18 protein-coding genes are annotated in these 19,475 nt (G+C 63.4%); 12 read left to right on the top strand and 6 right to left on the bottom strand.

Annotation, left to right across the window (positions count from 1 at the left end; genetic code table 11):
• Positions 1 to 107: 107 nt before the first annotated feature.
• From OSC37_RS10375 to cysS, 11 genes are all read left to right on the top strand, one after another.
• Positions 108 to 1,301 (top strand): argininosuccinate synthase, encoded by a 1,194-nt coding sequence (locus tag OSC37_RS10375; RefSeq protein WP_267161404.1) that lies wholly within the window; start codon positions 108 to 110, stop codon positions 1,299 to 1,301.
• A 2-nt stretch (positions 1,302 to 1,303) separates the two neighbouring features.
• Positions 1,304 to 2,764 (top strand): argininosuccinate lyase, encoded by a 1,461-nt coding sequence (argH, locus tag OSC37_RS10370; RefSeq protein WP_267161403.1) that lies wholly within the window; start codon positions 1,304 to 1,306, stop codon positions 2,762 to 2,764.
• Positions 2,765 to 3,020: 256 nt separating this feature from the next.
• A complete protein-coding gene (locus tag OSC37_RS10365) occupies positions 3,021 to 3,185 on the top strand; it encodes a lysine biosynthesis protein LysW (RefSeq protein WP_267161402.1) in 165 nt (54 codons plus the stop codon).
• A 33-nt stretch (positions 3,186 to 3,218) separates the two neighbouring features.
• The gene (lysX, locus tag OSC37_RS10360; protein ID WP_267161401.1) at positions 3,219 to 4,088 is read left to right on the top strand and encodes a lysine biosynthesis protein LysX; all 870 of its coding nucleotides are present in this window, start codon (positions 3,219 to 3,221) and stop codon (positions 4,086 to 4,088) included.
• 1 nt (position 4,089) lies between these two features.
• A complete protein-coding gene (argC, locus tag OSC37_RS10355) occupies positions 4,090 to 5,124 on the top strand; it encodes an N-acetyl-gamma-glutamyl-phosphate reductase (RefSeq protein ID WP_267161400.1) in 1,035 nt (344 codons plus the stop codon).
• 67 nt (positions 5,125 to 5,191) lie between these two features.
• On the top strand, positions 5,192 to 6,061 hold the full coding sequence (locus tag OSC37_RS10350) for an acetylglutamate/acetylaminoadipate kinase (protein WP_267161399.1): 870 nt from the start codon (positions 5,192 to 5,194) through the stop codon (positions 6,059 to 6,061).
• Positions 6,058 to 7,185: an aspartate aminotransferase family protein gene (locus OSC37_RS10345; RefSeq protein WP_267161398.1), complete on the top strand. Its 1,128-nt coding sequence runs from the start codon at positions 6,058 to 6,060 to the stop codon at positions 7,183 to 7,185. Before OSC37_RS10350 ends, OSC37_RS10345 begins: the two co-directional genes overlap by 4 nt.
• Positions 7,182 to 8,228: a [LysW]-lysine hydrolase gene (locus tag OSC37_RS10340; RefSeq protein ID WP_267161397.1), complete on the top strand. Its 1,047-nt coding sequence runs from the start codon at positions 7,182 to 7,184 to the stop codon at positions 8,226 to 8,228. The genes OSC37_RS10345 and OSC37_RS10340 overlap by 4 nt, the downstream gene beginning before the upstream one ends.
• 17 nt (positions 8,229 to 8,245) lie before the next feature.
• Positions 8,246 to 9,157 carry an ornithine carbamoyltransferase gene (gene argF, locus OSC37_RS10335; RefSeq protein ID WP_267161396.1) on the top strand — a complete coding sequence of 304 codons (912 nt, stop codon included), beginning with the start codon at positions 8,246 to 8,248 and terminating at the stop codon, positions 9,155 to 9,157.
• Positions 9,158 to 9,216: 59 nt separating this feature from the next.
• A complete protein-coding gene (locus OSC37_RS10330) occupies positions 9,217 to 9,882 on the top strand; it encodes a hypothetical protein (RefSeq protein WP_267161395.1) in 666 nt (221 codons plus the stop codon).
• An 89-nt stretch (positions 9,883 to 9,971) separates the two neighbouring features.
• Entirely contained in the window at positions 9,972 to 11,459 is a 1,488-nt protein-coding gene (gene cysS / locus OSC37_RS10325) for a cysteine--tRNA ligase (protein WP_267161394.1), read from the top strand.
• Here cysS and OSC37_RS10320 read toward each other — a convergent pair.
• Entirely contained in the window at positions 11,456 to 12,307 is an 852-nt protein-coding gene (locus OSC37_RS10320) for a DUF6159 family protein (protein ID WP_267161393.1), read from the bottom strand. The genes cysS and OSC37_RS10320 overlap by 4 nt on opposite strands.
• Before the next feature lie 287 nt (positions 12,308 to 12,594).
• Between OSC37_RS10320 and OSC37_RS10315 the strand changes: the two genes are divergently transcribed.
• A complete protein-coding gene (locus OSC37_RS10315) occupies positions 12,595 to 13,419 on the top strand; it encodes a transcriptional regulator TbsP domain-containing protein (protein WP_267161392.1) in 825 nt (274 codons plus the stop codon).
• Positions 13,420 to 13,429: 10 nt separating this feature from the next.
• Here OSC37_RS10315 and OSC37_RS10310 read toward each other — a convergent pair whose 3' ends face one another.
• The 5 genes from OSC37_RS10310 to OSC37_RS10290 all read right to left on the bottom strand — a co-directional run bounded on the left by OSC37_RS10310 (position 13,430) and on the right by OSC37_RS10290 (position 18,167).
• Positions 13,430 to 13,891, bottom strand: coding sequence for a pyruvoyl-dependent arginine decarboxylase (locus OSC37_RS10310; protein WP_267161391.1), 462 nt, complete (start codon positions 13,889 to 13,891; stop codon positions 13,430 to 13,432).
• A 125-nt stretch (positions 13,892 to 14,016) separates the two neighbouring features.
• The gene (locus OSC37_RS10305) at positions 14,017 to 14,895 is read right to left on the bottom strand and encodes an ABC transporter ATP-binding protein (protein ID WP_267161390.1); all 879 of its coding nucleotides are present in this window, start codon (positions 14,893 to 14,895) and stop codon (positions 14,017 to 14,019) included.
• The gene (locus OSC37_RS10300) at positions 14,895 to 16,007 is read right to left on the bottom strand and encodes a FecCD family ABC transporter permease (RefSeq protein ID WP_267161389.1); all 1,113 of its coding nucleotides are present in this window, start codon (positions 16,005 to 16,007) and stop codon (positions 14,895 to 14,897) included. The genes OSC37_RS10305 and OSC37_RS10300 overlap by 1 nt, the downstream gene beginning before the upstream one ends.
• Positions 16,008 to 16,012: 5 nt before the next feature.
• On the bottom strand, positions 16,013 to 17,197 hold the full coding sequence (locus OSC37_RS10295; RefSeq protein ID WP_267161388.1) for an ABC transporter substrate-binding protein: 1,185 nt from the start codon (positions 17,195 to 17,197) through the stop codon (positions 16,013 to 16,015).
• 103 nt (positions 17,198 to 17,300) lie between these two features.
• The gene (locus tag OSC37_RS10290) at positions 17,301 to 18,167 is read right to left on the bottom strand and encodes a helix-turn-helix transcriptional regulator (protein ID WP_267161387.1); all 867 of its coding nucleotides are present in this window, start codon (positions 18,165 to 18,167) and stop codon (positions 17,301 to 17,303) included.
• Between the last annotated feature and the right edge of the window lie 1,308 nt (positions 18,168 to 19,475).

Here is a 19,475-nt window from a genome sequence, read left to right as displayed (position 1 = left end):
ACCACCGACCACGACCGGGCCGTTAGGCCCGCACTTATTCTCCACCCGTCGACCGGTATCGTGTTGCAGTCTCCGCCCCACAGGCGGTCATTCACTACATACAACATATGACAGACACCACACGTGTCGCGCTTGCCTTCTCTGGCGGGCTCGACACCACAGTATGCGTTCCGCTGCTCGAAGAGGAGTACGACTACGACGAGGTCATCGGCGTCACCGTCGACGTCGGCCAGCCAGCGGCCGAGTTCGAGGAGGCCGCCGAGACCGCCGCGGCGCTCGATGTCGAACACACGGTCGTCGACGCCCGCGAGGAGTTCGCCGAGCTCTGCTTGCAGTCGGTACAGGCAAACGCCACCTACCAGGGGTATCCACTCGGGACGGCACTCGCCCGCCCAATCATCGCCGAGGCGATTCTCGGTGTCGCACTCGAAGAAGAATGTGCCGCGGTCGCCCACGGCTGCACCGGTAAAGGAAACGACCAGCTCCGGTTTGAGGCGGTCTGGCGTGATTCGGAACTCGACGTGATTGCACCGGTCCGCGAACTGGGGCTCACCCGCGAGTGGGAAAACGAGTACGCCGCCGAGCGCGGCCTTCCCGTCGAGGGCGGCTCCGAAGGCAAGTACAGCGTCGACACGAACCTCTGGAGTCGCTCGGTCGAGGGCTCCGAGCTCGAAGACCCCTCGACGATTCCCGACGACGACATCTACGAGTGGACAGACAACCCCGACGGAAGCGACCCGGCCTACGTCACAATCGAGTTCGAGGATGGGACACCCGTCGCACTCGACAACGAAGTGACCGACCCCGTGGCGCTAATCGAGGCGCTCAACGAACAGGCCGGTGCCTACGGAGTCGGGCGGACAGACATGATGGAAGACCGCATGCTCGGGCTGAAGGTGCGCGAGAACTACGAGCATCCGGCGGCGACGGTCCTGCTGACGGCACACGAGGCCCTGGAGGGGCTCGTCCTGACTACCGAACAGCGTCAGTTCAAGAACCACGTTGACCAGCAGTGGGCCGAGAAGGCCTACGAGGGGCTCGTCGACGCGCCGCTGGTCGACGCACTGGAGGGTTTCATCGACGAGACACAAAAACGTGTCACCGGTACCGTCACCGTCAAACTTGAGGGCGGGCACTGCCGTGCGGTCGCCCGCGAGAGCCCACACTCGGTCTACAGCGAGCGTGCGGCCTCGTTCAACGAGTCGGACGTGGGCGGCGGCATCGAACAGGCCGACGCGACCGGCGTCGCGAAATACCACGGCTTCCAGTCCCGTCTCGCGGACGACGACCCCACAGCCTGACGATGACTGACGACAACGCCGAGAGCGTCGTTCGCCGCGACCGCTTCAGCGGCGGCCCCGCGCGGGAGTTCCTCTCCTCGCTTTCGGCCGACGAGCGTATCTTCGCGGCAGACCTGGCCGTCGACCGCGCTCACGTCGTCATGCTCGCCGAAGAAGAGATTATCACGGCCGAGGACGCCGGCGCGATTCTCGACGCACTCGTCGAAATCGAGCGTGCGGGACACGGCGCACTGCCCGACGCCGAGGACGTTCACGAGGCAATCGAGACGGCCGTCATCGGTCGGGTCGGGCCGACCGGCGGACGGATGCACACCGCCCGCTCACGCAACGACGAGGTGGCGGCGTGTCTCCGGTATCGCCTCCGTGAGGACGTACTCGGAGCCGTCGAGACGGTGGTCGGAGCCCGGGCGGCGTTGCTCGAGGCCGCGGCCGCACACACCGAGACGGTCATGCCCGGCTACACACACCTCCAGCCGGCACAGCCGACGACGGTCGCCCACTGGCTGTCTTCCTACGAGGAGGCGCTTGCCCGCGATACCGAGCGCCTGCTCGACGCCTACGCCCGTCTGAACCGCTCGCCGCTTGGCGCGGCCGCGTTTGCGGGAACACCCTTCGACGTCGACCGCGAGCGCACCGCCGAGCTACTGGGATTCAACGGTCTCGTCGAGAACGCTACCGATGCCGTCTCCGCGCGTGATTTTCTCGTCGAGACGACCGCCGCGGCCGCGGGGTTGGGGACGACCCTGTCGGGGCTGGCCGAGGACGGCGTCCTCTTCGCGAACAAGGGGTATCTTACGCTGGCCGACGAGTACGCCTCCACGTCGAGCATCATGCCACAGAAGAAAAACCCCGACACGCTCGAACTTGTCCGGGGCCGGGTCGGTGACGCAACCGCCGGTCTCGACGGCTTGCTGACGACGCTGAAGGGGTTGCCCCGCGCGTACAACCGCGACCTCCAGCGCGCGAGCAGCCACGCCTTCGAGGCTATCGACTCGGTGACCGAGGCGACCGAGGTCGCCGTCGGCGCACTCACGACCGCCGAGTGGGAGACTGACGCACTCGAGTCAGCCGCCGGCGGAGGATTCTCGACGGCGACCGGCGTCGCGGACCTGCTTGCACAGGCCGGTGTCCCGTTCCGGACCGCACACGAACTCGTCGCGGAGGCGGCCGAGCGCGCCGAGGGCACGCCGTCAGTAGAGACGCTCGACACGACGGCCGAGTCGGTGCTGGACGAACCGCTGTCGGCGGTCGTCGACGTCAACGCGCTTGAGCGCGTCCTCGACCCGGCAGGAAGCGTCGCGAGCCGTGATTCCCGTGGCGGGCCTGCACCCGAAACAGTGGGCGACCACCTCGACCGCGCCCAAGACACACTCGACAACCACCGCAGCACGCTCGTCACACACCACGAATCGCTCGAAAACGCCCATCAGAAACGCGACACAGCAGTCTCGAACTATGTCTGAGACAGAGAGATACCGGACGGGGCTCGTCGGCAGTCCGAGAGCCAAGGCCACCGTTTCGCCTGGAGCACCCCCTCGACGACTCCCGGCACGACGACCACGACCATCCCCGTCTGGGGATAGTGACATAATTCTGATGTTGGAATCAGAAAACGCGATTTTCATGCCCTCTTGGCCCGGTTAGATTGGACTACATTACTATAAGTCAAATTATATTTTCAAAAGTATTAAGTTGTGCGGCTGCCGAGTGAGAAGTACAATGGCAGACTGCATCGAGTGCGGGACCGAACTGTCCCTGTACGACGGTATCGAAGCTGGAGAGATACTCGACTGTTCGACCTGCGGCGCAGAGCTCGAAGTGCTCGGGGTCGACCCCGTCGAGGTGGATGTCGCACCCGAATTACAGCAAGACTGGGGTGAGTGACGTGCAGACAGGTGGACCTTCGAGGTGGTGGCAGTGAAGGTCGGACTCTGCTACTCGCGGATTCGCCACGACGAGAAGCTGTTGCTCTCGGCGTTGCGCGAGCGCGGCCACGAGGTCGAGAAGATCGATGTCCGCGACCTAGCGTTCGACCTCGCCGACCCGCCGGCGGCGCTGACCGAGGTCGACGTCCTGCTCGACCGTTGTCTGGCGACCAGCCGGAGTACCTACCTCACGCGGTTCGCTGAGGCCTACGGAATTCCGGTCGTCAACAGCGCCGAGACCGCGAAGACCTGTGCCGACAAAGTCGAGACGAGTCTTGCGCTTGAGGCAGCAGGCGTCCCGACGCCGACGACGACGGTAGCGTTCACGACGGACGCGGCACTCGAAGCCATCAAGTCCTTCGGCTACCCCTGTGTGTTGAAGCCGGTCGTCGGCTCGTGGGGTCGCCTGCTGGCGAAAATCGACTCCCGCTCGGCCGCGGAGGCGGTGCTCGAACACAAGGAGACGCTCGGTCACTACGAACACAGCGTCTTCTACGTCCAAGAGTTCGTCGAGAAGCCGGGCCGGGACATCCGCGTGCTGGCCTGTGACGGCGAGGCCGTCGCCGCGATGAGTCGCTCGGGCGACCACTGGGTGACAAACGCCGCCGCCGGAGCCGAAACCGCGGCCTTCGCTGTCGACGACGAGGTTTCGGACCTCGTCGCGCGGGCGAGCGAGGCGGTCGGCGGCGGCCTGCTCGGCGTCGACCTGATGGAGACCGGCGAGGGATACACCGTCCACGAAATCAACCACACCGTCGAGTTCAAGGCGCTGAACGACGCCGTCGAGGCCGACGTGCCCGGCGCTGTCGTCGACTGGGTCGAATCGACGGTCCAGACGGCTCCTGTGGCCGGAGGTGACTGAAATGAGCTACACCGCAAGCGTCGTCGGCGCGAGCGGCTTCGCCGGCGGCGAGCTCTGTCGCCTGCTCGTCGACCACCCCGCAATCGAGCTGGTCCAGGCGACCAGCCGCGGGAAAGAGAACCGCACCCTCGGTCACGTCCACCCGAACCTCCGGGACGTGGACCTGCGGTTTTCGAGTCCAGAGGAGCTGGCGAGTGTCGACCTCCTGTTCGCGGCGACGCCCCACGGCGTCTCGATGGCCGAAATCGACCGCTTCCAGGACGCGGCCGACACGGTCGTCGACCTCTCGGCGGATTTCAGACTCCCCGATGTCGGCCCCTACGAAGAGTACTACGACGGCCACAGCCGCCCGGAGCTCCTGGAGTCGGCCGTCTACGGCCTGCCAGAGTTCAACCGCGAAGCCCTGCCGGGTGCCGACCTGGTCGCGGTCGGGGGCTGTAACGCGACGGCGTCGATACTCGGCCTGTTGCCGCTGGTCGGCGACGTGCTCGCCGGCGACGAGCGGGTCGTCGTCGACGTGAAAGTCGGGTCGAGCGAGGGCGGGACGGGCGGGGGAGAGGCCGCCTCACACCCCGAACGCTCTGGCGTCGTCCGCCCGTATGCGCCGACCGGCCACCGCCACGAGGCCGAGATTGCAGCCTATCTCGGGCTCGATGTGGCCTTCAGCGCCCACGCCGTCGATATGGTCCGTGGCGCGTCAGCGACCTGTCACGTCTTCCCCGACGGGCCGGTCTCGAAGGCCGACCTCTGGGAAATCTACCGCGACAGCTACGAGGACGAACCATTCGTCGACCTTGTCGCGGGCGGGAGCGGCGTCTATCGCTACCCCGAACCCAAGACGGTGGCCGGCACCAACCGCGCCGAGGTCGGGTTCGCGCTCGACCCCGGAAGCGAGCGTCTCGTCGTTGTCTCAGCGATTGACAACGTGATGAAAGGCGCGGCAGGACAGGCCGTACAGGCAGCAAATGTCGCACTCGGCGTCGAGGAGACGGCCGGACTGGACGCTCGCGGGCTCCACCCGGTGGGTTCGCCATGACGACGTCGAGACGTTCCCGCTCGCTTTGCTGTGTGGGCCATGACACCACCACTTGGAGGTGGCGCGCGTGACCGTCGTCGTCAAGATCGGCGGCGCTCGCGCGGTCGACCCGGCGGGCGCGCTGGAGGACGTGGCCGAACTGGTCGCAGAGGGTACGGAGGTCGTCGTCACCCACGGCGGGTCGACGGCCGTCGACGACACGCTCGAATCACTCGGGATGACTCCCGAGTACGTCGAGACGCCCGACGGCGTCGTCGGCCGGTTCACCGACGCAGAGACGATGGAAGTCTTCGAGATGGTCCTCCCCGGGCTGGTGAACACAGAACTGGTCGCCGGCCTCCAGTCGGCTGGCGTCGACGCGGTCGGTCTCTCCGGCGTCGACGGCGGTCTCCTCACCGGACCGCGCACCTCGGCGGTCCGGGTTCTCGAAGACGGAAAGCGCAAGATTCGCCGGGGCGACCACTCCGGTCGGCTAGAGTCGGTGGATACCGACCTGCTCGACTCGCTTCTGGCCGACGGCTACACGCCGGTGGTCTGCCCGCCGATGGCGGGAGGTGACGACGGGGAGGTGACGCCAGTCAACACTGACGCTGACGGCGTGGCGGCGGCAGTCGCTGGCGCGCTCTCGGCGACGGTCGTCTTCCTGACGGACGTGCCCGGCGTCTTCGACGCCGATGGGACCCTCATCGAGCGCGTCGAGACGCCAGCAGCCTGGGAGGGTCTGTCGACGGCCGCCGAGGGTGGGATGGGCCGGAAAGTGATGGCTGTCGAGGACGCGCTGTCGGCTGGCGCGCCGGCCGCAATCGTCGGCGACGCCGGAGCCGACCGGCCGGTGAGAGATGCACTCGACGGCGGCGGCACCCACGTCACGCCAGGTGCCCTGGCAGAGAAGGAGTCCCAAGCGGGCGGTGAAGCCCAGGAGGTCGATACGACATGAGTGATTTTGTCTACTCACAGAAGCCGATACAGATCGAATCGGGCGACGGACTCACGTTGACCGACACCGCCGGCAACGAGTACCTCGATTTCGGCGCGAGCTACGCTTGCGTGCCCCTCGGTCACGGCCACGGGGGCGTGGAGTCCGCAGCCGCCGAACAGCTCTCGGCGCTGACCTACGTCCAGGCCTCCTATCCGGTGGCGATCCGCGAGCAACTCTACGAGACACTCGCCGGGGCCGCGCCGGCTGGCATCGAGAACGTTTGGCTCTGTAGCTCCGGGACCGAGGCCGTCGAGGCCGCTCTCAAGTTCGCCCGCGCGGCGACCGGCAGCGAGAAAATCGTCTCGACGATGCAGGCCTTCCACGGCCGGACGATGGGCGCGCTGTCGACGACCTGGAAATCCAAATACAAGGAGCCCTACGAGCCGCTGGTTCCAGGCGTCGAGTTCGTCCCCTACAACGACAGCGAGGCACTCGCCGAGGCCGTCGACGACGACACCGCCGGAGTCATCCTCGAACCGATCCAGGGCGAGGGCGGCATCAACCCCGCGACGACCGATTTCTTAGAGACGGCACGCGAGGCGACCACGGACGCGAACGCGGCGCTCATCTGTGACGAGATTCAGACCGGCCTCGGCCGGACGGGCGAGCTATGGGCCTGTGAGCGCGCCGGCGTCGTCCCCGACATGGTGACGAGCGCGAAGGGACTCGCCAACGGACTCCCCATCGGCGCGACGCTATGCCAGGACTGGATTGCCGAGGGGTACGGCGACCACGCCTCGACCTTCGGCGGCAACCCTGTCGTCGCCGCGGCCGCCGAGGCGACAGTTTCGACGCTCCAGGAGGAGGCTGTGCCGGCCCACGCCGCAGAGATGGGGGCCTCCCTGCGCGAGGCACTCGAACGCGAACTCGGGGATAGCGTCCGGGATATCCGCGGCGACGGGCTGATGGTCGGCATCGAGCTGAAATCAAGTGCCGGTGCCGTCGCCCGCGAACTGGCGATGAGCCACGGGGTACTCGTTCTGACCGCGGGCCGAACCGTGGTCCGTCTCCTGCCGCCGCTTGTCGCGACCGAGGCCGAGATAGACCGGGCTGTCGACGCGCTCGGGGCGGTGATAGGATGAGTGCGGCGACGGCGACCGACGTTCGCGATCTGCTCGTCGAACTGGTCGAGACCCCATCGGTCAGCGGCGACGAGGACGAGTGCGCAGAGCGGCTGCTTGCCTTTTTCCAGGAGCACGGCCGCGAGGCGTTCACCGACGAGGTCGGCAACGTCCACGCGCCAGCCGACGACGGCGTCTTGCTCACCTCGCATCTCGACACCGTCCCCGGCGAGGTTCCCATCCGTATCGAACAGACCGAGGCCGGCGAGCCGGCGCTGTGGGGACGGGGCAGCGTCGACGCGAAGGGACCGCTTGCGGCGATGGCCGTCGCCGCCGTCGAGACCGGCGCGAGTTTTCTCGGCGTCGTCGGCGAGGAGACCGACTCGCGGGGGGCGCGCCACGTCGTCGCCACGCGCGACGCTCCCGAGGCAGTCATCAACGGCGAACCCTCGGGCTGGGATGCCGTCACGCTCGGCTATCGGGGCATCCTGACCGCGACCTACGAGGTTGAGACCGAATCGGCACACGCGGCCGGCCCCGAAAAAAACGCTGTCGAGGCGGCGCTCTCGTGGTACGACCGTATCGAGGAGTCAGTTGCCACGACGGCAGGCGACGTGTTCGAGCGCGTGACCTGCAAGCCGCGCGCGGTCGACGGCGGGTCGACCGACGACGGGATGGGCGTCACCGCGACGATGGATGTCGAGTTCCGGATACCGCCCGACGAGACTGTCGAGAGCGTCCGCGAGGCCGTGAGCGAGGCGACGGCGGCGGGAAGCCTCTCGTTCTCGGAGGGAATCGAGCCGGTGACAGCGAGTCCGCGGACGCCGGTTGCCCGAGCCTTCCGTGTCGCCATCCGCGAGGCCGGCGGCGAACCCAGCCTGCTCCGCAAGACCGGAACCAGCGACATGAACCTCTTCGCGGAGGCCTGGGCGTGTCCGATGGTCACCTACGGTCCCGGCGACTCGGCGCTCGACCACACGCCGAACGAACACCTCGTCCTGTCGGAACTCGACAGGGCGAGCGAGGTACTGACGACAGCGACCGAACAGCTACTGAACCCATGAGTCTAGCAAATTCAACCATGAACAACCCACAGACAGACGCGCACCGCAACCTAGTCACCATTGACGACCTCACGAGCGAGGAACTGGAGACGGTTCTCGACGACGCCGCGGCGCGAAAAGCAACCGCCCCGGCCGAGCGAGCCCAGCCCCTCGCAGGCCAGACCATGGCGATGCTCTTCGAGAAGCCCTCGACGCGCACCCGTGTCTCCTTCGAGACCGGGATGACACAGCTGGGCGGCCACGCGATCTTCCTCGGCCCTGAGGACATCCACCTCGGCCACGGGGAGCCAATCTGTGACACCGCCCGGGCGCTGTCGGGCTACGTCGATTTCATCATCGCCCGCGTCTTCGACCACGGCGACGTAGTCGACCTAGCCAAGTACGCGGGCGTGCCGGTGGTCAACGCCCTGACCGATGACGCCCACCCCTGCCAGACACTCGCCGACCTGCTGACGATTCGCGAGCAGTTCGGCGACCTCGATGTCAGCGTGGCCTGGGTCGGCGACGGTAACAACGTCTGTCAGTCCTTCGCGCTGGGCGCGGCGATGACGGAGCTGGACCTGACGGTTGCCACGCCAGAGGGGTACGAAATCGACGACAGCGTGCGCGAACGGGCCACGTCGGTCGGGACGGCTCCAACCGAGACGAACGACCCCGAGGCCGCAGTCGCGGACGCAGACCTCGTCTACACCGACGTTTGGGTCAGCATGGGCCAGGGCGACGAGCGCGACCAGCGCCTCGACGACTTTGCGGGGTTTCAGGTGACGCCCTCGCTGGTCGGCGACCGCCCGGTGATGCACTGTCTGCCAGCCCACCGCGGCGAGGAGATAACCGACGAAACCCTCGAAAGCGAGAACGCCCTCGTCTGGCAACAGGCTGAGAACCGCCTGCACGCACAGAACGGACTGCTGACGTGGCTGGCAGAGTAAGTTCCGCAAGTGCCAGATTGTAAATAATTTTTTATGCGTGGCAAAACAAGCCACAACCTATGCGACGACGGGCCCTCCTGGGAGCGCTCAGTGCCACGTTAATGACGGTTGCGGGCTGTGTTGGTGGCCGCGCCGACGGCTGCTCGTTCCCCGACTGGGAACCGTCCGAATCCGACCGTGCGGACGGTGTCCTTGGGCCGACGTGCCCATCCGAGTCGAAGACTATCGAGTGCCAGGAGGGCTTTCTCGACAGCAACTCCTACGAAACTGCAGAGCCCGTATCCTATCCCGAGCCACCGCAGACATTCACCGACGAGAGCCTCATCGAGTACGTCGAAGCCTTCGAGCGAGCCTACGCGACTCACGAGATCGTCTGTGGCTACCGAGAGTCGTCGTCCTACGTTACGAACGTCTACGCACGCATCCACAGGACGGAGGAACTCGACGTGTACGAGGAGCGCACGGCGGTGTTTCTGCTCCGGAGCGCCGGGGCGACGGCAGGAATCGACCGAGATGCCGGGTCATGGGACGGCGGAGCCTCGCCGCCGAGCGGCGTTGTATACGCCATCGAAGACACCGGCGGGGACCGGGTCGAGTTCGATACCGAACAACTGCAGGCCGACGAAGAGGAGTACCGGGACCCGGAAGAAATCGACAGCGACACGATTGCGACGCGCGCCCCGGACCCGGTCGAGAGCGGCGAGCAAGTAGTGAGATTTGAGTGAATGGTGATGCGAACTCGCTCAAAACGGTCTGATGCGCTGGCAGAGTGAGTTCCACAGGCTTGAAGCGCCCACCCACGTAGGTAGATGTAATGACGCTTCGAGTGACGAACTCCCTCACCGGCGAACGAGAGGTTTTCGAGCCACAGGACCCCGACTCTGTCTTGTTGTACTACTGTGGCCTGACCACCTCGGACCCGGCTCATCTCGGCCACGCTCGCGGGTGGGTCCACGTCGACGTGATGCACCGCTGGCTTTCGTGGCTCGGGTACGACGTTCGCCACGTCGAGAACTTCACTGACGTGAACGAGAAAATCGTCGCCCGCGTCGGCGAGAACGGCGACGACGAAGGCACAGTCGCCCGGTCGTATATCGAGGACATCATCCGAGACATGCGCTCGCTCAACCTCCGCCGGGCGGAGGTCTACCCCCGCGTCTCCGAGCACGTCCCCGAGATTATCGACCTTGTCGAGGAGCTGGTTGAGAGCGGGTACGCCTACGAGTCGGGCGGCTCTGTCTACTTCGACGTGACCGCCTTCGAGGAGTACGGCAAGCTCTCGAACCAGGAGCCCGCCGAGATGGAAGCCCAGGGGGCCGACGACGAACAGGCAGAGAAGCGCAACCCGGCGGATTTCGCGCTCTGGAAGGCTGGCGGCGTGGCTGCCGACGAGATTGCAGACCATCAACACGACGGGGCGGCTGACCCCGAGACGGCTGCCGCGACCGCACAGACCTGGGACTCACCCTGGGGCGAGGGGCGGCCGGGCTGGCACATCGAGTGTTCCGCTATGTCGATGACCCACCTTGACGACACCATCGACATCCACGTCGGCGGGCAGGACCTCGTCTTTCCCCACCACGAGAACGAAATCGCCCAGAGTGAGGCCGCCACGGGCGAGACGTTCGCCCGCTACTGGCTCCACGTCCGCCTGCTCGATGCGCCAGACGAGGAGAAGATGTCGTCCTCGCTTGGCAACTTCGAGACCGTCGCCGAGGCAATCGAGGCGTATGGCCCGAACGTCGTCCGGACGTTCCTACTGTCGACGGCCTATCACAGCCCGGCGACCTACAGCAGCGACACCATCGAGGAGGCAATCGAGCGCTGGGAACGGCTCGAACGCGGCTACGAGCGGGCCGTCGATGCCGCCGATTCGGTCGATGCAGCGACGACAGTCACCGACGACACGCTGGGCGAGGCAGTCGATACCGCCCGCGACGACTTCGAGGCCGCGATGAACGACGATTTCAACACGCGGCGAGCACTCGCAAGTCTGCTCGAACTCGTCGGGGCCGTCAACGCCCACGTCGACGACCACGCGACCTACGACTACCAGAATCTGCGTCGTGCCGTCGAGACCGTCGAAGAGTTCGGCGGCGATGTCCTGGGGCTTGCCCTCGGTGCGTCAGCGGAGGGTGACGTGTCGGTCGCAGACGACCTCGTGGACCTGGTACTAGACGTGCGAGAACAGGAGCGCGAGGCCGGCAACTACGAGCGCGCCGACGCGCTGCGCGACGAACTCGACGCGTTGGGTGTCGAGGTCCAAGACACCGGGGATGGAACCGAGTATCGACTTCCCTAGCGGAAGCCGCCACCCATCGGTGACCGAGAGCCCGTCCCGCGTTGCTCGCCCGCGAGGTCGCCGAAGTCGATATCATCGAACTCCTCGGGGCGCGTCCCGTCGCTAGCGTAGAGATACAGCGTCGTCTTCACCACGCCCTGGAGCGTCTGAGAGACCAGAAACGACAGCAACGCGCCGACCAACACCAGCCCGATACCGACGGGGACGAGACCGGTTTCGAACAGATAGAACCCGGGAAGGAGGAACGGAACCGCCACGACAGCCGAGACGACGTTGATACCGAGGAGGCTAATCGGCGTCTCGCCCCAGGTCTGTTTGAACGTCCCGGCGCTACGCGTGAACATCTCTTTGGTCGAGACCCGCTCGAAGACGATGACCGGGATGACGAAAAACGTCATCAGCGTCCAGGCGACGCCGAAGATTGCCCCCATGAGACGCCCGAGTCGGGAGTCCGAGTTCTCGATTGCGTTGATAATCAGCCCGACGGTCGCGCTGATGAGCGACCAGACAACGAGCGGTCCCTTGGCATCCCAGGCCGCCGCCATCCCCGCCCGGAGTGAGGCGTCGTTTCCGGCGAGGACCTCGCGTGTCTGGTGGACCAGCGCCGCGGCGAAAAACGACGAGATGAACGTCAACACGAGGTAGGTGACGAAGAGCGCGACGATGGCGACACCGTCCAGACTGGCGGCCATCAAGCCGAAGGTCACGCCCAGAAACACCGCGAGAAAGCCGAGTCCGGCGAGACCGCTGACTGCCGGAAACAGAAACAGCTCTGGATTGTGTCGCATGACGAGCAGACTGTCCTTCGTCAGGACAAATCCTGTTTTGAGACGCTGGAAGAGTTGCATGTACGAGGATTTGCCGCCTGTTTGTATATAAGTACGAGGCGTGTTTCTTCCTCTGAGAGCGAGGTCCGTAGAGGACTGCACGGGAATCCGCCGTCTCGGGGGTGAGAGAGACAGTCAACTATCCCCCGGCTTCCGTCGGTAAAAATATCACATTGAGGATACAATTACAAAATAAGGAAAATAAATCAAACATACATTCAATAAAGCGCGGTTGTACAAAGAGATATTGAACAATATGTGTCCTATACATCGTCACATTTATTCGATTAAATCTGTCAGTGATAGATATGGATTCTATCGGGGTGAAGACGTATTCGGACTGTGTGTCCGAGTGTATCGTCGGCACATCGGCACAGCGGTGGCGTAGTAAGAGCGCGAACAGTGCATTTCTCGTTGCAGTCATCAAGACGCTACAGGAAAGCGACGACAACGACACGACCGTAGAGTGGCTCTGTGACGGAGAGACGCTCAAACAGCTCGAGAGTGACTTTCTCGTTGCTACGAAAGCAAGCGAATTGGCCGCAGACGGTCAGCTATCGATACGGGCAGGTACCGACGACACAGGAGATACGCCGACCGTACTGGTGAGTCCAGAGCGAGCCATATCGGTTCTTCCGCTATCGGGTGAGGAGACCGTCCAGACCGAAATTGAAGACGAAGAGATTGTGGGTCGGCTGTGGGAGAAATACGAGACCGAGTGGGAGATGGGGATTCCCGAGTCCATCGACACGCCGCCGTACTCGCGGCTGCTGGCACTGGCCGACCACAAACTGGGACCAGAGGTCAGCGAGGACCTCGACAGCGCCTACGCCGCGGTCGGGACCCGCGCGCCCGACGGCAGACTCGAACCGGTGACTGTCGGGCTACTCATCGGGGCCAAACACGACCTGCTGTTGCGGGATGTCGTCGAGTGGGCCGAGACGACGACGCTTGCAACCCAGGGAACGGTCTCAAAGCTGAAACAGCAGCTCGAAGATGTCGGCGTCGTCACGACAGAAAGCGAGAACATCGGTGTCGGGCGACCGCGCCAGCGGCTCACATTGGCCGACGGCTCCTTCAAGTCTCTGTCGCCCGGCGAACTTGTCGCGAACGTCCAGAGCGTCCTCGCGTAGGCGGCCGCTCTCACACGAGTCGTTCGCTCTCGCCGTAGACGGCGAGAACCGCCGCCGTCGTGTACTGGCTGGCGGGCTCGGCGGTGACGACGTGTGTTTCGATATCGGCGTCGATGTCACGTAGCGCACAGCCGTGTTCGATACCGCGGGTGAGGCGCTCCCGGACAGACGCCGGGTCAGTCCCATCTGCCTCGTAGAAGACACCGGACCCGTCGTCGCTGCGTGCCCACGCAAGCCCCGCAACAGCCCTGGTGTCTGGCGGGCTGGTCTGGCGGGCGACCACCGCATCGAGGGCGTCCCCGGTTGGACCCAACTCCGGTGCGGTCCCGGTCATCTCGACGGGCACAGAGACGGGAATGACCGATGAGAGTTCACGAAGGTTGTACTGGTGGACGTTCGCCGCCGCCAGCGCCTCGTCGAAGGAGGCTTTCTCTGTGCTGGCGGTCCCGGTCCCCCAGACGATGCGAATCATGCTCGAAGGGCTTGCCCCGACAGGCAAGAGCATTGTGTCTCGTCTCGGACCAGCATTCCAGAAGGAGTTTCGTGGTGACTCGAGCCACAGTCAGAAAGCTTACTTTCGAACGGATCCCGTGTGCCTCAGTTCCCGCTTGACCCACAGCCAGGATCTTCGATTGAACCCAGCGGAATTACCACGGGACCGTGTTCGGTCTCGATGACCTCCGAGTCGATACCGAACACGTCTGCGAGAAGGTCAGCCGTCACGACTGCCTCGGGCGGACCGCTGGCGTGAATCGAGCCCTCGTTGAGTGCGACCACGTTGTCGGCGTAGCGTGCCGCCTGCGAGATGTCGTGAAGGACAAGCACGACCGTCGTCTCACTTTCGTCGCGGAGCCTCTCTACAACCCGCATCACCTCCAGCTGGTGGCGCGGGTCGAGGAACGTTGTCGGCTCGTCCAGCAACAATACATCAGTGTCTTGGGCAAGCGCCATCGCAATCCAGACGAGTTGGGTCTGTCCGCCGCTGAGTGTCCCGATCTTGCGGTCGCGGAGGTGTTCGACGCCGGCCATCGCAATGGCGTCGTCGACGGCGTCCTCATCGTCTGCCGTCTGGGACTCGAAAAACCCCTGATGGGGGTAGCGACCGCGCTCGACGAGTTCTTCGACACTGATGCTGTCTGGCGCAGTATTCTGCTGTGAGAGGCGGCCGAGTTTCCGTGCGAGTTCTTTCGAGTCGAACGAATCGACGCGCCGACCGTCCAGCAGTACGCGCCCGCCGTCAGGTTCCAGCCGGTTCGAAAGCCCCTTCAGCAGCGTCGACTTCCCGCTGCCGTTCGGACCAATAAGCGCCGTCACCTCTCCCTCGGGGACCGCGAGGGTTTGCCCGTCAATAACCGGTTCGTCGGCACGTGGATAGCCGACGACGAGTTCGTCTACATCGAGTGCTGTCTGCGATGCCCGCTCCGCCGTACCTGACGAGTCGTGGCTGCGCTCACGTGACAGTTCATTCCTCTGCATCAGACCTCACCCAAATTTTCTGTCTTTCGCATCAGATAGAGGAAGTACGGGCCGCCGACCAGTCCCGTGATGATACCGACGGGGAGTTGAATCGGGCTAAGCGCGAGGCGAGCACCGACATCCGCACCGACTAGCAGCGCTGGTCCGAGGAACAGGCATCCGAGCAATAGCTGTCGCGAGTCCCCACCAACGACGTTTCGCACCATGTGTGGGACGATGAGCCCGACGAACCCGATGAGCCCTGCGACAGCGATAGCGGCCGCTGTCGACAACACAGCGATACCCGCGACTGCGAACCGCATCTTCTCGACGGGCATGCCGAGAGAGTCAGCAGTCTCCTCGCCGAGCGCAAGCACGTCCAGTTCGTTGGTCACCACGAACGCGAGCACGAGCGCCACCACCGTGAACGGAAGTGCGATGCGGACCTCGCCCCAGTCCGTGTTCAAAAGCGACCCCGAGAGCCACGCCTGTGCCGACATCACCGTACTGAGGTCGTCGATGAAGAAAAACAGTGCACGCTGTACCGACCCGAACACTGTGCTGACGATAACACCTGCTAACACGAGTCGAACGGGGCTGGTGCCGTTTTTCCACGCGATAACGTACACCAGGAGAAACGCCGCGCCGCCGCCAAGCGCAGCCAGCATCGGTACGAACGGGAGCAACTCGGAGAAGGCTGTCAGGACGACCAGGACGACGAGACCGGAACCATCACTGACGCCGAGAATGTATGGGCTGGCAAGTTCGTTCCGCGTGATAATCTGGAAGATAGCGCCGGAGACCGCTAGGTTTGCGCCGACAAGCACGCCGACGAGAATGCGCGGCAGCCGGATGTTCCAGACAATGTGTTGCCGTTGGGTGAACCATTCGGGACCGTCAGCGCCGAGCAAGAACGACTGCCAGGCCTCTATGCTGAACACGATTTCGGGGTCGAAGACGGCTCCCCAGGCTTCGCCGAGTGTCAGTGGGAACGCGCCGAAGCTCACCTGGAGGAGTGTCGCTCCGACTAACACCGCGATGCTCCCGAGCACGACGCCCGCGAGCGTCGAGTCGGCGTACCAGCGGCTGGCCGCCGCTCGGCGGTTCGCAAGTCGGTCGAGCAGTGTTGCCATCGATACTACAGATCTCCGCTAATGATGTCCAGAAGACGTTGACGGTCGAAGAGCTGCTCGTCTTCCGAAAGGTCACCGACCGGACCGGGCCACCCGCCGAATTCGTCGGGATAGACCTGCTTCGCGACAGCCTCAGTCGAGAACATGTCGACGATAGGCCCCATGTACTGCCCGCCACTCCGGATGACGTTACCGTTCTGGACGGCGCTGAGTTGCTGGCCGCTCTCGTTGTTCTCAAACGGCTCGATGACGGTGTTGACGAACTCCTCGTGTGTTGCAGAGGTGAGTGCGCCGACAGCGCCAATGTAGTCGGGGTCAACACGGAGAAGCTCCTCGTAGCCGACCGGACCGTCCGGATACTGGCCCTCGAAGGCGTCCCGCATACCGAGCCGGTAGTAGGACTTAGTGTTGTTGCCAAGCCAGTGGAGGGGCGCAATGCGGAACCGCCCGGTGTCCGGTCTGACACCGCGCCAGATGGCGGCGACCGTGGGGCGTTCGTCCTCCGGCGGGAGCCCTTCCTCGATAGTGTTCATGAGGTCGTCGTGTAGCGATTGCCACGCCTGGAACTGCTGTTGGCGCTGGAACATCTCTGCGACCTTCTCGAAGGCCTCGTACATCGTGTATGGGTTCGATTCCTCCTTAACGGCAGACTGCGGTGCAAATCGGAGGGTGGTGCCAAGGAACGGACCAGTCTGGGACTCGACGTCCTCAAAGTCGGAGCTCTCCCAGTTCACGTACCGGCCGATGGTTTTTCGCGAGATGAGCCAGATATCGGCGTCTGCGGCATAGAAATTCTCTTTGTCGTAGCCAGACTCGGCGTCGCTGGCGAGTTTGGTAATCTTGCTCTCGTCGAACCCAAGCTCGAGGAGGTCGTAAAACTTCAGTGGAGCCCGTTCGAGGCCGGTGGTCGATGTCGGATGAATTCCGAGTGCCATACCCATATCCATGAAGGGGCTAGTTCCGACACCGTAGGTCTCCGGAATCGTTTCAAACGTATAGGGGTCGTTTGGTTCCATTTCGACGGTATACGGCGTCGGATTCGCATTTGTCTCCTCAGTTTCCGTCGCGGCCGGGGTGTCTGATTCCCCCGTCTTGGTACTGTCTTCGCTGTCGCTGTTGTTCGTGCAGCCGGCGAGTGTTGTTGCGAGGAGACCTGCGCTACCTGCGAGTACCTGGCGTCTACGTACCATATGATTTAGGCAGGCCTAAATCAATTTAGTGATTCTCACTGTTCGAGTTGACACGGTACGAACAATGTTCACGGTGTGTTACACACGATGGTAGCGCTCCCCGCTACGTTGCGTTGCTGACCTGTTGACTGAGCGGCACCGCTTGATTGCGGTACTCGCTGATTACTCGGGCAGCCCACGCGACCACATCCGGATGCGAACACGAGATAATATCGAACCCAGCCTCCTCGTCGCGGTCGACAGTAAGAAACACGGTTTCGCCGTCGATTAGGTCGATAGTACAAGGGACTCGTTCGCCGTGGCTGTAGTAGACCGTTGACTCTGTTGCGCGTTCGATCTTCTGCCACTTTGTTCGGAGCGACGGATCCTCGAGCATCGTTTCAGTCACGTTCGAATCGAAGACGACACGTACATCAGTATCACCTCCGGTGCGGACATCCTCCTCGTATGCGTGCATCGGAAGCGAAGTGAACGTTCCGACGAGCGACTTACACGAGGAGCCATCTCTGATGGCGTTCGCGATGACACGGGCGGCCGCGAGTGGGTCCGCACTGTTCCGATGAACGTGTTCGCTGTCAACGAGGCACTGGGTGTCGAAGTCGAACCAGTCGGTCGGGAGTCGCGAGACCAGGTCCGGATAGGTCTGTCCGACCGACACTGTGTCCAGTAGTCGAACGAAGTCTCGGTGGACGAGTTCACCGAAGCTGGACAGTTCGTACTCGTGATTGCCGTTGCGTGGCTCGATGAACCCTCGCTCTTCAAGATCCCCGAGGATGCGGCTCAGCGTTACCCGCGTTGCATCCGTTTGCCCGCGTAACTCCCCGCGAGAGCAACTGCTGTCAGCCAATAGATCGAGCACCTGAAGGCGGTGCTCCGAACGAGCGAGGAATGCCACGGCTTCGACTGCACTGGCAGCCAGCCCGTCGGTCTCCCCGTCCGCCGACTTCTCGCTTAAGCACTCGGCCATCATCCTCTGCCCGTTGTTTAGGGCAGCCTAAAACACTTTCCAATCTGAGATTGCCAGGGCGCAGGCGGAGATGGCCGATTTGATAATTCTCCGAAGGTGGATGCGAGTGGTCGCGGTATTAAGTAGCTCCTCACGGAAGGACTGGCACGGTTTTGACGACCACCACGCAACGTTGACCAGGATTTCTGTATATCATTTACTACTATATCATATAAATAGTGGCAAAAGTGAACGGACAGGCCAGTGAAGAGGGGACGCTTACTCACATCATAAGCGAGCTACTCAGGCAGGGGTCTGTGAGTCAATCACCGCAGCCATGGGACAGGCTGCAAGCAGCAACATAGGACACACGCGTCGGTCATCGGGTAGACCGCTGGCTGCATCGGCGGCGACAGTTTGGGAGGCGGCGATGACAGAGCAGATGGCAGCAGTGATATGTCGGCGAGCGACCCCCATAGTATAACATCTGGTACCATCTGACATGTGTTCAGGGCCGTGGACAGACACCACGCCATCGGAGACGCGGCGGCTCAAGACCGTCGCAAACCCCGAACGCCGGGATGAGGAAGTCAGCTATCGACGGCAATCGCGGATAGGTGTACGTCGCCCACTGGGTATGGTCGTTGCGGTAATGTTCAGACCGGTTTAGCGAACCGCCCGTTTCAGAGTCTGCTACGGGAGATAAGTGAAACTATGGCAGCAACGATCCACAAGAAACACGATGAGAAAGAGAGGGTCACAGCCCTGATCTAAAGCGGCAAACTATCCCAACGTCGCCGTGACGTACTTGCCGTCGCCGCGTTCGACAAGGGCTGCCTCGGTCAACTCCCGTATCACGCGGCTAACTGTCGAGCGTGCCGTGTCGGTTCAGTCAGCGATTTCGGGTTTTCTGATCGACGTGCCCCCAAGTTCTGTGAGAACCCCATTGGCCGGACACAAAGTCGACGTGTTCTGATACCCCGGAATCCATACTTGTGCGTGCGGCTACGCCCTCAAGAGTGTAGCGACAATCCATACCTCGTGTTACCGACTATTGACAACGACTCCAGGCCAGGGACGCCTTGGCAAATGTTTGTAAATCATATGTCGCGATATAGAATTAATCCGGCGACACCGGATCAACAACCGAAACGAAGCACGAATTATCGCCACCTATTTATAAGACAGACGGGCGTCGTCTCACCGTCAGACAGACGGCATATTAGCTTGCAGTCAAGCGGTTTTCGATTTTGATACCGGCACGATGTTTTAAGTACCCCGAGGGCAACCCTACGCACGCAGTCGCGACTGCATGTCACACGTTCCGCTTTC

Origin of the sequence: Halovenus salina, assembly GCF_026410925.1 — an archaeon.
GTDB classification, from domain to species: domain Archaea; phylum Halobacteriota; class Halobacteria; order Halobacteriales; family Haloarculaceae; genus Halovenus; species Halovenus salina.
Note: the sequence above shows the minus strand (reverse complement) of the source record. Positions and strands in the feature narration are given on the sequence as shown.

Excerpts from the sequence above, each read along its gene's own strand:
- OSC37_RS10300 (WP_267161389.1), bottom strand. The coding sequence starts at position 16,007 with ATGGCAACACTGCTCGACCGACTTGCGAACCGCCGAGCGGCGGCCAGC.
- OSC37_RS10305 (WP_267161390.1), bottom strand. The coding sequence starts at position 14,895 with ATGCAGAGGAATGAACTGTCACGTGAGCGCAGCCACGACTCGTCAGGT.
- OSC37_RS10375 (WP_267161404.1), top strand. The coding sequence starts at position 108 with ATGACAGACACCACACGTGTCGCGCTTGCCTTCTCTGGCGGGCTCGAC.
- argF (WP_267161396.1), top strand. The coding sequence starts at position 8,246 with ATGAACAACCCACAGACAGACGCGCACCGCAACCTAGTCACCATTGAC.
- OSC37_RS10310 (WP_267161391.1), bottom strand. The coding sequence starts at position 13,891 with ATGATTCGCATCGTCTGGGGGACCGGGACCGCCAGCACAGAGAAAGCC.
- OSC37_RS10365 (WP_267161402.1), top strand. The coding sequence starts at position 3,021 with ATGGCAGACTGCATCGAGTGCGGGACCGAACTGTCCCTGTACGACGGT.
- OSC37_RS10330 (WP_267161395.1), top strand. The coding sequence starts at position 9,217 with ATGCGACGACGGGCCCTCCTGGGAGCGCTCAGTGCCACGTTAATGACG.
- argH (WP_267161403.1), top strand. The coding sequence starts at position 1,304 with ATGACTGACGACAACGCCGAGAGCGTCGTTCGCCGCGACCGCTTCAGC.
- OSC37_RS10290 (WP_267161387.1), bottom strand. The coding sequence starts at position 18,167 with ATGATGGCCGAGTGCTTAAGCGAGAAGTCGGCGGACGGGGAGACCGAC.
- cysS (WP_267161394.1), top strand. The coding sequence starts at position 9,972 with ATGACGCTTCGAGTGACGAACTCCCTCACCGGCGAACGAGAGGTTTTC.
- OSC37_RS10315 (WP_267161392.1), top strand. The coding sequence starts at position 12,595 with ATGGATTCTATCGGGGTGAAGACGTATTCGGACTGTGTGTCCGAGTGT.
- OSC37_RS10320 (WP_267161393.1), bottom strand. The coding sequence starts at position 12,307 with ATGCAACTCTTCCAGCGTCTCAAAACAGGATTTGTCCTGACGAAGGAC.
- argC (WP_267161400.1), top strand. The coding sequence starts at position 4,090 with ATGAGCTACACCGCAAGCGTCGTCGGCGCGAGCGGCTTCGCCGGCGGC.
- OSC37_RS10345 (WP_267161398.1), top strand. The coding sequence starts at position 6,058 with ATGAGTGATTTTGTCTACTCACAGAAGCCGATACAGATCGAATCGGGC.
- OSC37_RS10295 (WP_267161388.1), bottom strand. The coding sequence starts at position 17,197 with ATGGTACGTAGACGCCAGGTACTCGCAGGTAGCGCAGGTCTCCTCGCA.
- OSC37_RS10340 (WP_267161397.1), top strand. The coding sequence starts at position 7,182 with ATGAGTGCGGCGACGGCGACCGACGTTCGCGATCTGCTCGTCGAACTG.